Source organism: Blastococcus sp. SYSU DS1024 (assembly GCF_054050795.1).
On the sequence record NZ_JBJHAA010000017.1, the window covers coordinates 1 to 12,151 of the forward strand.

General features: G+C 72.1%; 10 protein-coding genes. 3 read left to right on the forward strand and 7 right to left on the reverse strand.

The annotated features are described in order from the left end of the window. Positions 1 to 608, forward strand: a 608-nt coding sequence (locus tag ACI79S_RS15130; RefSeq protein ID WP_456594267.1) for a CpaF family protein, incomplete at its 5' end; no start/stop codon positions are given. A 302-nt stretch (positions 609 to 910) separates the two neighbouring features. Here the strand turns inward: ACI79S_RS15130 and ACI79S_RS15135 are convergent. Next, positions 911 to 2,092 (reverse strand): PP2C family protein-serine/threonine phosphatase, encoded by a 1,182-nt coding sequence (locus ACI79S_RS15135; RefSeq protein ID WP_456594268.1) that lies wholly within the window; start codon positions 2,090 to 2,092, stop codon positions 911 to 913. Positions 2,093 to 2,257: 165 nt separating this feature from the next. Between ACI79S_RS15135 and ACI79S_RS15140 the strand changes: the two genes are divergently transcribed. Beyond that, entirely contained in the window at positions 2,258 to 2,998 is a 741-nt protein-coding gene (locus ACI79S_RS15140; protein WP_456594269.1) for a GAF and ANTAR domain-containing protein, read from the forward strand. A gap of 223 nt (positions 2,999 to 3,221) precedes the next feature. Further along, positions 3,222 to 4,094 carry a hypothetical protein gene (locus ACI79S_RS15145; protein ID WP_456594270.1) on the forward strand — a complete coding sequence of 291 codons (873 nt, stop codon included), beginning with the start codon at positions 3,222 to 3,224 and terminating at the stop codon, positions 4,092 to 4,094. Between the two features lie 180 nt (positions 4,095 to 4,274). Here ACI79S_RS15145 and ACI79S_RS15150 read toward each other — a convergent pair whose 3' ends face one another. From ACI79S_RS15150 to ACI79S_RS15175, 6 genes are all read right to left on the reverse strand, one after another. Continuing rightward, the gene (locus tag ACI79S_RS15150) at positions 4,275 to 4,592 is read right to left on the reverse strand and encodes a hypothetical protein (protein ID WP_456594271.1); all 318 of its coding nucleotides are present in this window, start codon (positions 4,590 to 4,592) and stop codon (positions 4,275 to 4,277) included. A 230-nt stretch (positions 4,593 to 4,822) separates the two neighbouring features. Then, entirely contained in the window at positions 4,823 to 5,611 is a 789-nt protein-coding gene (locus ACI79S_RS15155; protein ID WP_456594272.1) for a hypothetical protein, read from the reverse strand. Further along, on the reverse strand, positions 5,608 to 6,129 hold the full coding sequence (locus ACI79S_RS15160; RefSeq protein ID WP_456594273.1) for a hypothetical protein: 522 nt from the start codon (positions 6,127 to 6,129) through the stop codon (positions 5,608 to 5,610). Before ACI79S_RS15160 ends, ACI79S_RS15155 begins: the two co-directional genes overlap by 4 nt. A gap of 292 nt (positions 6,130 to 6,421) precedes the next feature. Further along, entirely contained in the window at positions 6,422 to 7,744 is a 1,323-nt protein-coding gene (locus tag ACI79S_RS15165) for a pPIWI-associating nuclease domain-containing protein (RefSeq protein ID WP_456594274.1), read from the reverse strand. A gap of 119 nt (positions 7,745 to 7,863) precedes the next feature. Beyond that, positions 7,864 to 10,929 carry a type I restriction endonuclease subunit R gene (locus ACI79S_RS15170; protein WP_456594275.1) on the reverse strand — a complete coding sequence of 1,022 codons (3,066 nt, stop codon included), beginning with the start codon at positions 10,927 to 10,929 and terminating at the stop codon, positions 7,864 to 7,866. After that, positions 10,926 to 12,149, reverse strand: a complete 1,224-nt coding sequence (locus ACI79S_RS15175) for a restriction endonuclease subunit S (protein ID WP_456594358.1) — start codon at positions 12,147 to 12,149, stop codon at positions 10,926 to 10,928. The genes ACI79S_RS15170 and ACI79S_RS15175 overlap by 4 nt, the downstream gene beginning before the upstream one ends. Between the last annotated feature and the right edge of the window lie 2 nt (positions 12,150 to 12,151).

Below are 12,151 nucleotides of genomic sequence, written 5' to 3' on the forward strand. Positions count from 1 at the left end.
TCGAGGAGATCTGGGTCAACGAGCCGGGCCGGGTGTTCGTCGCCCGCCGGGGCCGCAGCGAGCTGACCACGACGATCCTCGCGCCCGGTGAGCTGGCCGACCTGGTGGAGCGGATGCTGCGCACCTCGGGTCGACGGATCGACATGTCGACGCCGTTCGTCGACGCGATGATGCCCGACGGCTCCCGGCTGCACGTGGTCATCCCCGACATCACCCGCCGGCACATGGCGATGAACATCCGCAAGTTCGTGCTGCAGGCGCATTCGCTGGACGAGCTGGTGGTGCTGGGCACGCTTACCGCCCAGGCGGCCCGCTTCCTGGAGGCCGCCGTCGCCGCCGGGCTCAACATCCTGGTCTCCGGCGGCACCCAGGCCGGCAAGACGACGCTGCTCAACTGCCTCTGCGCGGCCGTCCCCGCCCGGGAGCGGGTGATCACCTGCGAGGAGGTCTTCGAGCTGCGGGTTCCGCTGCCCGACGTCGTCTCGATGCAGACCCGCCAGCCCAACCTCGAGGGCGCCGGGGAGATCCCGCTGCGCCGGCTGGTGAAGGAGGCGCTGCGGATGCGGCCCTCCCGCATCGTGGTGGGCGAGGCGTGGATTCCGCCATGAGTGTCCCGCCTCCGGTCATGGACACTCATGGCGAAAGTAGTCCGCAGAGAGACACTCGGTTTCCGTCTAAGGACACTCCCGACCCGCGAGTGCGGGACCGGACGTGACCGTCGTCCCACATGGGAGCGAGGGGCACCTTTCTGTCGCGCGAGGGCGGGATGGCGGCGACGCCGTAGGCGGCTTTGCGGTTGCAAGGGCCGGCACTGCGGTTGTGAGGGAGTCTGGGTCCCGTTCACCGATCAACCGGGCGTTGGACAGCGAGAGGGCCCCTGCAACGGCCGTACGGCCGCCGGCCGGTCCGCTCAGGGGAGCGCTCGGCCGACGTCGCCGGTGAGCCACTCGAGCACGACGATGCTGGCGTCGTCCTGCAACTGGTCGGCCTGGTGGTCCAGCACGCCACGGATGAGGCGGCGCACGGTCTCCGGCGCGGGCTTGCCGGCGGCGACGGCCGCGGCGATGACATCGGCCAGCCGCTGCTCGCCGAAGAACTCCCCGGCCGGGGAGCGGGCCTCGGTGATGCCGTCGGTGTACAGCAGCAGCCGATCACCGGGCTCCAGCCGGGTCTCGCAGCACACCGGCTTGGCCTGCTGCAGGCCCAACGGCCGGGCCGGCGGGTAGGCGGGGGGGCGGACCAGTGAGGAGCCGCGCAGGATGAGCGGCTCGGGATGGCCGGCGTTGATCCAGCGCAGCCGGCCGGTGTCGATGTCCAGGCGGGCGAGCACGGCGGTGGCGAACTGGCTGTCGCCGATCTGCGCGGCGATCGCGGCGTTGACCTCGGCGGCGATGTCGGGCAGGTCGAGGGCGTTGCGGCGGGCGTGCCGGTAGGCGCTGATCGCCACGCTGGCCAGTACCGCGGCCGGCAACCCGTGCCCGACCGCGTCGATGACCAGCAGGTCGGCGGTGTCGCCGTTCATCGCGTAGTCGAAGCTGTCGCCGCCGATGTCGTAGGCAGGCTCCAGGCCGCCGGTGATGACCACCCGGTCGGTGCCGAAGGTCAGCGGCGGCAGCAGCTCCCACTGCATCTCCGCGGCCAGCGACAGCGTCTTGCGGCGGCGCAGCCGGGCGAACAGGTCGGTGTAGGCGTCGCGCACCACGAACAGCTCGGTGACCAGGGTGATGAACGCCCAGAGGGTCGCCCGCTGCTCGTCGTCGGGCTCGGCCGCCAGCAGCAGCTCGGCGACCCCGACGCGCTCCATGCCGTCCAGCAGTGGCAGCCACAGCCGGTAGCCGTGCTCACCGGCGGCGCCGACCACCTCGACCCGCCGGAACACCTGACCGGCCAGCGTGCCTTCGACGGAGAGCTCCTGGCGTGCGGGCACGCCGGCACCGGACAGCGGCAGCAGGGTGGTCTGCCCGTAGTCGGCCAGGTAGAGCACCGTCTCCCGGGCGCCCAGCCGCGCGGCGTGGGCGGCGACGGTCCCGGCGAACTCGCCCGGCGGCAGCAGATGGCAGGCGTGCAGCAGCGACCGCAGCGGATCGGTCACGGAGCACGCCCTGTCACTCGGCCAGCATGTCGTGCGGACGGTATCCCAGCCGCTGAGCAGCGACGCGAACGGCGACGCCGGCCCCGGCGCCCGACCCACGTGGTGGCGGAGCGCCGGGCGTCGCGGTCGATTCTCGAAGCGCCACCGGACGGGTACGTTCCGGGCGTGGTAGCGGTCCAGGAGACCCCGGAGCACGCCGCGCACGGCTCGCAGTATCTGGGCGACGTGATGAGTCGGGTGGCCCGGCAGCTGCAGGAAGAGCACGGCGACGTCGACGCGACGTTGCAGGCCATCACCACCGCCGCGGTGCGGGTAGTGCCGCACGCCGAGGACTGCAGCATCAGCTACGTGATCGGCCGGTCGAAGATCGAGCCCCGCGCATCGACCAGCGACCTGCCTCGCGAGGTCGACGCCCTGCAGGAACGGATCGGGCAGGGCCCGTGCCTGGATGCGGTCTGGAAGCAGCTGGTCATCCGGGTCGACGACGTCAGCGCCGAGAACCGCTGGCCGCAGTTCGCCGAGCAGGCCGCCGGCCTGGGCGTGGGCAGCATGATGTGCTTCCAGCTGTTCGTCTCCGGTGACCAGCTAGGCGCCCTCAACCTGTACTCGCGCACCGCCGGGGCCTTCGACGACGACAGCGCAGAGCTCGGGCAGATGCTCGCCGCGCACGCGGCCGTGGCGCTGGCCGGTGCCCAGCACGAGCAGCACCTGCGCACCGGGATGGGCAGTCGGGACGTCATCGGGCAGGCGAAGGGCATCCTGATGGAGCGCCACAAGCTCACCGCCGACCAGGCCTTCGGCGTGCTCACCCGCGTCTCCCAGGAACTGAACCGCAAGCTGGTCGACATCGCCGCTGAGCTCGCCGGTACCGGCGCAGTGCCGGGCGGTGGGCGCCGCCGCGACTGAGGTTCCTCCACGATCGGGCCAGGCCGCCATCGGCCGGTCTGGTCATTCGCCAACCAAGTCCGGGCGCCGGCAACCTACGCTCGGGCCCGGCCTCGTAGCGCGCAGCAACCGCGCCCGGTCGGCCGGCGCGGCCACGTCTGTCTCGTCCCACCGATCGTGCCGTCCGTGGCCGTGGTGAGGAATGCGGGGGACAACGTCCGGTCTACTCCGTACCGTCCGAACGGTGACCACCGTGGAGCTGTTCGTCGACTGGTCCCTGGTCGGCCAGGCGCGCCGGTTCCGCACCCGGGTGCCGGCGACGGTCCGCCGGCAGCTGCACCGCGGCGACACCGTCAGGGTGGTCGGCGACGACATCGCCCCGACCTCGGCCCGCGTGCTGGCCGTCGACGACCCCGAGGTCGAACTCGAGCTGCTCGACCAACCGGGCCCGCAACCCAGGCCCCGCACCGAGCGGACCACACGAACCGAGGTCGACCTGGACGCGGTGCGCGCCGAGGTGGCCCGGTTCGAGGCCGCGCACCCCGGCATCGACGCGAGCAACTACCCCGACGCCTTCCGGGACGGCGACGGCCGGCTCACCGAGAGCGCCGACTTCGCCGCCGTCGACGAGCTGTACGGGATCCTCGAGATCGCCGATCACCCCAACGTCGGCACGGCTCTCCGCGGCGCGCACGCCGACCCGGGACCGACGTCGGAGGTGGTCCGCGCGGCCGACCGGGCCGAAGATGAGGAGTTGGCGGCGCGGCGGCTGGCCGCGCTCGACAAGTTCCTCGACGAGTACGAGGCCGCCCACGGGCCGATCAGCGCCGAGGAGATGAACGTCGCGCTGCGGCGGCTCCGTGCCCGTGGTGGGCGGACTGCCGGCACGGCCGACCGCACGCTCCCGCCGGCGCTGGTATGGCGCCAGGTCACCGCCGCGGAGCTTGAGGACATGCGCGAGCAGTTGCGCGCCTTCGAGGACCGCTACGGCAAGCCCTCCGCGCAGATGTTGGAGGTCGCGGAGTTCCGGGACGCCAATGGGGAGCTCGTGGAGACCGACGACCTGATGCGGTGGTCGTCGCTGTGGGACCGCTACCGGCCGCTGACGGAACCCTGATCCCTCCGCCGGCCGGTGAAGCGCACGTCCTGTGGCAGGGAATGCGTGGGAGTGGCGTGCGCGGCTGCCGCCGGTGCGGCCACGCTGGTCGGCGCACTGCTGCCAAGGCTGGCAGCGCTGTCGCCGATCAAGCGCAGCTACGAGACCGCCGCGCCGAGGTGAGGGGCGCGAGGCGGACGTTCAACGGCGGCGGATGACGAAGCCCCCGCCGATGCGCAGCTGGCGAAGCGCCGTCTGGGGATCGGTCATGCCGAGCCCCTCCAGCATCTCCACGCCGGCGGCGGTCAGCTCGTCGTACATGACCACCAGCACCGGCGTCGTCCAGTCGACCGGCAAGCTGCCCGCGTAGGCGTCCACGCCGAGCAGGTCGACGATGCGGGAGTAGCCACTGCCGGCCGGTCCGGTGACCGTCACCGAGCCGGGCTCCAGCGGCTCGAGGACACGCACGAGATCAGCGTGGGACAACCGCTCCTGCGCCGTAGCGTCATCGCCGCTCATGCAGCCAGCGTGGGAACGGAGTCGTACCAGTGGACCTCCTCGACAGCGACCGGGTACGGGCTGCGGCCCTTCTTGTAGCGCTGTCACGTCTGTCGCAGGATGCAGCTTTCGCGTGGCGCACTGAGGAAATGGCTGACCTGCAGTGGCCTTCTACGAATCGCGACGGGCCCTGGTCGGCCAGACGCCGGTTCCGCACCCGGGTGCCGGCGACGGTCCGAGTACGAGGTGGGTCAGGCCGAGCCGATCATCTGGGTCAGTTCCTCAAGGGCGCGGCGGTCGGCCGCGGTCAGCGCCGCCGGCAGGCCGCCGGTGGTCAGCGCAGTGAGCAGGTAGCCGAACGTGGGCAGCCAGCGGGTGGTGACCCACCGGGCGGCGTGCTCGGCGTCCTTCCACGTCTCCTGCGGGCCGCGGCGGGGCGCCGCGGTCCACAGCACCAGGGCGGTGCCGGCGGCCGGGTCGATCCGGTAGCCGGCGTCGGCCCATGCCCGCGGAGTCCAGCAGGGGAACTCGGCCTGGCTGACGTTGGGCCACTGCGCGAGGTAGGCCGGCACGCCGGCGGCGAACGCGGCCGCGTGCGGGTCGGTGCGCCAGTTCAGCTGGCCAGCGGCGATCCGGGTGAGGACGCCGGCAAGGTCGACCCAGTTGCCGGCCGCGCCGCGGGACTTGCCCTCGAGCTCGGCGCGCACCACCAGGGTGTCGTCGGCCCAGCCGACGTCGGCGCACAGCAGCGCGGCCGGGGTCGCGTGCAGCGGCCCGAACCGGGCGAGCAGCTCCTCGGCGAGCGCGGGCCGGGCGGCCAGCACCGCGCGGATGACCAGCTTGCGCAGCTCCGGGTCGCGGTCGCGGGCGGTGAGAGCGGCGACGGCGTCGGTGACGGCCCGCTCGATCGGCCACTGCTGGTAGCCGGGGAAGCGGGCGTCCCAGTCCTCGACGCCGAGACCGGCGGCGGTCAGCTGCGCGCGCGCCGCGGCAAACGTGCCCGGCGCCCGGGTGGCCGAGGCCGGCTGCGGGGTGGTCACCGGGTCCGCCGGGCGGAGATGATGACGTCGCGGCCGGAGGGCACGACGAGGGTGGCCGCGCCGTCGGCGTCGACGGACAGGCGGAACCCGTCGAGGGCGACCTCGCGCGGCCCGGCCGGCGGTGCGGGGTGGCTGGGGGCGGCGGCCGCGGCGGTGACGGCGGCGTCGACGGCGGCGGGGTCGACGTACTGCACGGGGCGGGCCTGTCCGCGCAGCCAGGGGGTCACCCACGGCACGCCGTCGACGGCGGCGCTGCGGGCGTCGTCGTAGGTCAGGTCGAAGGTGACCTTGCCGTCGGCGCCGCGCGTGGCGCCGGTGATGACGGCTGCTCCGATCATCCGGTTGCGGTACACGAAGATGACCGTGTCCCCGGTGGAGGCGTGTTCCTCCAGAGCCGCGTCGGCGATGCCGGCCCACTCGCCGGCGCCGATCTCGAGCAGCTCGTCCGGGCTCATGCCGGGCTTGTAGCTGCGGTTGACGTTGACCGCGATCATCGCGTTCCCCTCTCTTCGGTCCACGCACCTTACATCTTCACCGGGCGCTATGTTGCGATGTTGCTACCGGGTGGTGCGGCGGCTGGTCGCACGACGGGACTGGGGTCGCGCGCGTCGTCGGCGGGACCGCAGCCGCAGCCGGTGGGGTGCTGCCCGTCGAGGTCGTCGGGGTAGCCGTTGTCGGCCGGAATGGACGAAGCGGTGGGCGGTGCCGTTGTCGAACATCCGGGGTGCACGGTTGCCCCCCACAGGCCGGGAACGGTGGCGCGCTCGACGCCGGTGATGGTGCGTCCGACAAAGTCGTCGGTGAGCAGTCCTACCGGATCACGAGCTGCATGAGCAGCGCCTCTGCGCTGACCAGCACAGTGCGCGCCTGCACGACCGTGGCGGCTCCCGGTGCGTGCTTGATCCCCTGGGCCTGCTCCAGCACTCCGCTGACCTGTCCAGCTACCGCGGCGATGGCGTCGCGCTGACCGACGACCGCCTCGACCTGCTGCTGGACCAGGCGACGATCCCCGGCGCGGCCGCGTAGGGCGTACGCGACGCGTCCCCGCCGCGTCGGGCGCCCCTCGTGCAGGTAGTCCTTGCCCGGTTGACCGGTGGACCGGACCCAGTCGACGACCGCGGCCTCGGGAGCCAGCGCCCGCAGCGTGTGGTCGAGGGCCTCCACGGCGCAGTGCGCGACCTTCGAGGCGGCCATCGCCCCGCGGTGGTGCACGTCGTCCCAGCCGCCCTTGAGGAACCCCACGGCGTCCGGGTTGACCTCAGCCAGGGCGTCGTAGAGGTCGACCTGAGCGGCACGTCCTTCGCTCTGCCACGGCGCCACGATCAGGCTGTCGATGTCCGCGCGGTCATCGCCGGTGATTCGTTCAGCGGGCAGCCGGAGCAGGTCAGCACCGACGAGACCACCGACGGCCGTACCGGCCGCGGTCGCCATGCGGACGCTGTGCGGTGTGGGCGGATGCTGCAGGTAGTTCTGCCATGCCCGGGCCGCGCCCGCGGTGTTCTGCAGCAGGGCGTGGCCGGAGAAGTCGGCCGCGGCGAGACGAGCGGCGAGGTCGGCGGTGACCCGAGTGCACGCGGCCAGCTGCTCCACCTGCGCCGGCGCGATGAGGGTCTGGCCGAGCTCGGCGATGCGCGCGACGTCGGCCGAGGCGAGCAGCGACAGCCGCCAGGTCTCCAGGGCCGTGCCCCCGAAGGCGCGGCGGGCCAGATCCGCGGTGGCCGCGAGCTCCGCGGCCTGCAGCAGCTGCGGAGTCAGCCCGTCCAACACCCGCAGGTGCTGCGCGATCAGCTGCGCCGCACCGGGCACGTGAGTGGTCTGCACCTGAGCGATCAGCTGTCCCACCGAGGAGAGCTGGGCCACCAGTAGCTGCGGTGGCGCCGCTGCGGCGCTCAGCTCCGCTGCCCGGGCCAGCAGGTCCTTCATCGTCGGCCCGACGAGGTGCTCGAAGGTCAGGTCCGGCGGCGGGGCCAGCCGAGCGAGCTGCCCGGCGACGTCACGGATGATGGCCTGGCTCGGGATGCCCGCCACGGACGTGGCGAGCTGCGCGAGCGCCTGCCGGTCGACCGCGCCGCCCGCTTCCGCCAGCATCCGCCGGGCCTCCGGCGTGAGCCGGAAGCCGCGCGACGGCACCACCGCGGCGTCCGGGGCGGGCGCCTCCCCGTCCGACCGTGCTCCGGCGGACGGCGGGGTGGCGCCGGTCGTCCCGCCGGCCGGCGCAGGCGCAGCGCCATCCTGAGCGGGACCTTCGGAACTCATGCGGACTCGGCGTCCTCGGTGAGGCGCTGGTACACCCGACGCCGCAGGTACACCTTCACCAGGCCGTTGAACTCGTCGTCGTCCATCAGCCGCCGGAACAGGTCCTCGTTGGCCGTCTGCCGGTCGATGACCGCGCCCTCGAAGGTCTTGTCGAAGCCGTAGGCGAAGTTCTCCTCGGTGTTGGCCTGCGCCTGTGCGGCCAATGCGGTGTCCTCGGTGAGGGCTTGCTCGAGCTGGTCGAAGTACAGCTGGTCGGCCTGGGTGAGGTTGGTGCCGAACCGGTCGTTGAGGGTGTCGATGATCTGCGAGAGCCGGATCTTCTCCGGCTCGTTCTGCCGGCCGGTGCCCTCGCCGGTGAACCCGGGCAGCATCTGGTCGCCGCTGCCCTCGCCGAGGGACACGTCGTGCAGGCCGGTGGCCTCGATCCGCAGGTGCGACAGCCGGACGTCCTCGCCCAGGTCGACGGTTGGCTCCGGCCGGCCGGGCAGGCGCAGCAGCAGGTACCGGGCGTACAGGTACAGCCGCTCGAGGTCCGGGTCCCCGAAGGAGAGCACCTGGGCGAGGAAGGCATAGGCGCGGGTGTAGCCGGCCAGCAGCCGCCGGAACTCGTCCTGGTCGTCGACCGACAACTCCTTGAACCGGGTCACCGCCGGCGCCAGGTGGGCGTACAGCGAGGCGTGGGCCTTGCCCCCGGCGCCGGCGCCGGTGAGCGCGGCGACAAACGCGTCGGCGTCGGCCTCCGCGATCACGGCGTAGCCGTCGATCTCCCCGGCGTAGGCGTAGAGCAGGTGCTCGTCGGTGGGCTCGGTGATCGTCGTCTCGTAGAACGGCTTGAACTGCTCGGCGATGTCCTCCGCGGTGTTGACGAAGTCCAGCACGAACGTGTCGACCTTGCCCGGCGCGGTGCGGTTGAGCCGCGACAGGGTCTGCACCGCCTTGACGCCCTCGAGCTTGCGGTCGAGGTACATGGTGTGCAGCAGCGGCTGGTCGTAGCCGGTCTGGTACTTCTCCGCGACGACGAGCACCTGGTAGTCGTCGGAGTCGAACCGCTCCGGAAGCTCGCGCTCGGCGAAGCCGTTCATCCCGGCCTCGGTGTAGACGACGTCCGCGCCGCCGGTGTCGGCGTCGATCACCTGCCCGGAGAACGCGACCAGCGCCCGCAGGTCGGCATAGCCCTTCCGCGTCAGGTAGGCGTCGATCGACTGCTTGTACCGGACGGCGTGCAGCCGGGACCGGGTGACGACCATCGCCTTCGCCTGGCCGCCGATCTTGGCCGCGGTGTGCCGGCGGAAGTGTTCGACGATGATCTCGGCCTTCTGCGCGAGGTTCGTCGGGTGCAGTGAGACGAACCGAGCCAGCGCTGCGGCGGCCTTGCCCTTGTCGACCTCGGGGTCCTCGACGGCGGCGTTCGCCAGCCGCCAGTACGTCTTGTAGGTCATGTAGTTCTTCAGCACGTCGAGGATGAAGCCCTCCTCGATCGCCTGCCGCATCGAGTACAGGTGGAACGGCCGCAGCTCCGCGCCGGCCGGCGTCTCCACCCGCGTGCCGAACAGCTCCAGCGTCTTGGCCTTCGGCGTGGCGGTGAACGCGAAGTAGGACAGGTTCGGCTGCCGGCCGCGCGCGCTCAGCGACGCGACCAGGGCCTCCTGCGGGTCGTTGGCGTCCTCGAGAGCGGTGTCGAACTTCTCCGCCGCCTCCAGCGCGGCGTCGGTCAGCTCGTCCCCCTCGCCGGCCGCGCCGGCGCCGAGAACGGCCTTGAGCGCCTTCGCGGTCTCCCCCGTCTGGGACGAGTGCGCCTCGTCGACGATGATCGCGTAGTTCGCGTCAGTGAGGCCGGAGACCTGGTCGAGGACGAATGGGAACTTCTGCAGCGTGGTGATGATGATCTGCGCGGTGCCGCCGGCGAGCGCCTCGGCCAGCTGCGTGGAGTGCTTGTCGATCCGCGCTACTACGCCCGGCGTGTGATCGAACTGGAAGATCGTGTCCTGCAGCTGCTTGTCCAGCACCACCCGGTCGGTGATGACGATGACCTTGCTGAACACCTTGCGGTTGTCCGCGGTGTGCAGGCTCATCAGCCGGTGCACCAGCCAGGCGATGGTGTTCGACTTCCCCGACCCGGCGGAGTGCTCGACCAGGTAGTTGTGCCCAGCGCCGTGCTCCCGGGCGTGCGCGAGCAGCGCGAGGACGGCGTCCCACTGGTGGTAGCGCGGGAAGATGATCTCTCGCTGGGCCGGTTTGGCCTTCGCCGCACGCTTCGCCCCGCCCTCGGCAGGCGCGGCGTGCACGAACCGGGCCAGCAGCTCCAGCCACGCGTCGCGGGCCCACACCCGCTCCCACAGGTAGGTGGTGGCGTACCCGTCGGCCGGCGTCGGGTTGCCGGCGCCGCCTGGCCGGCCGGGACCACCGTTGCCCTGGTTGAACGGCAGGAACCGGGTCTTGGCGCCAGCGAGCCGGGTGGTGAGGAACACCAGGTCGGGGTCGACGGCGAAGTGCACGACGGCGCGCTTGGCGAGCAGCCGGTCGTGCGGGTCGCGGTCGCGGCGGTACTGCTCCTTCGCGTCCTCGACGTCCTGCCCGGTCAGCGGGTTCTTCAACTCCGCGGTCGCGGTGGGCACGCCGTTGACGAAGAGTGCCAGGTCCAGGGTGTTGTGGTGGTCGGGGCTGTAGGGCAGCTGCCGGGTGAGGGTCAGCCGGTTCGCCGCGTAGGCCGCCATCGTGGCCTCGGTCAGCGCGTGCGCCGGCGCGAAGAACGCCAGCCGGATGGTCTCGCCCTTGACCTTGATGCCGCGGCGGAGCACGTCGACGGTGCCGCGGTGGTCGAGCTCGTCGGCGGCGAGCCGAGCGAACTCCCGCCGCGCGGTGGCGGGGTCGCCGCCGTAGCGGGTGACTAACCGTGCCCACGCCTTCGCCTGGGTGTCGTCGATGAACGCGAACATCTCGGCGGTGTCCAGCGCCAGCTTGCGGTCGTAGTTGTTGACGACGCCGCGGTTCCATCCAGCCGCGTGGAGGTGATCCTCCACGGCGTCCTCGAACCGGCGCTCGGTGTGCACTCCGGCGCTCACGCCGCCACCTCCGGAAGGTTCATCTGGCCGGTGACCGCCGCGGTGATCAGCGCCAACCGGCGTTCGCCCAGCCGCTGCAGTGACTGCCGGACGGTCGTCTCCAACTCCGCCCCGGAGTCCAGCTGGTCTGCGACTGCGGCGACGATGCGGCGCTGCTCGTCCGGCGGGGGGACCGGGACGGTCAGTGCGAGGAAGGACTCCGGGTAGAGCCGCAGCCGGGAGGTCCACACGCCCTTCGAGTGCCGGGTCATCTCGCACACGTAGGCGCTGGACCGGTAGAGCAGGTCGAAGTAGGCGGGCACGACGTCGGCGTGGACGGGGCGGTAGACGCCGTACGCCGGGCTGACGATGCCGTGGATGTTCGAGACGCCGAGCGCGCCCATCCAGGCCCACATGGTGTTGATGACGAGGTCGCCGGGCTGGACCCGCTTGTAGGCCTCGAACGACTGCGCGAGGAACATGTTGACGTCCTTGTCCGCCCGCCGGGTCACGCCGGTGAGGTGGGAGACGCTGAGCAGGTCCTCCTCGGTGGCGTCCGGGCCGGCGAGGTCCGCGACCTCGCGGAAGAGGTTCTTGTTGCGCAGCAGCCGCCAGTGGGCCGGCACCGCACCGATGCTCGGGATGCCGCTGTCGATCGTGCCGCCGCCGCTGGTGCCGAAGATGGCGTTGGCCACCGCGCTGTCGCGGCGTTCGGCGTTCAGCGTCAGAAGCTCGAGCTTGCTCCGGCGCACCTCCTCCAGGTGCTCCAGTTCACGGTCCAGCGCGTCAGCGATCGCCCGCTGCGCGGCCGGTGACGGGGCCGGGCACAGCCACGAACCGAGGCTGGCCGACGACAGCTCCATGAACGTCGACCCCTGCCCCCGCGCCTGCAGGTCGGCCCGGTGAGCCTCCAGGCTGTAGGCCACGAACCGGCTATCCACGCCGGGGCGGGGCACCAGCCCCCGGCAGCCCTGGTTGAACGCCATCGGCACGGCAGCCAGCTTGAGGCTGCCGATCGGCGCTCGGGTGGACAGGATGACGCTGCCCGCGGGGACCAGCGCGCTGCCGGAGCGCAGGCCCTGCTCCGTCAGGTAGCGGCGTGTGGTGACGAGGTCCCGACCGCCGCCGGAGAGGTCCTCCGGGGTAGCCCAAGCGACGTCGCCGCCCCAGTTCTCCTCGTCCGCCGTCGGGGTGCCGCCGTTGACGATCCGCACCAGCCGCTTCAGCGGCGCTCGCTGCATGC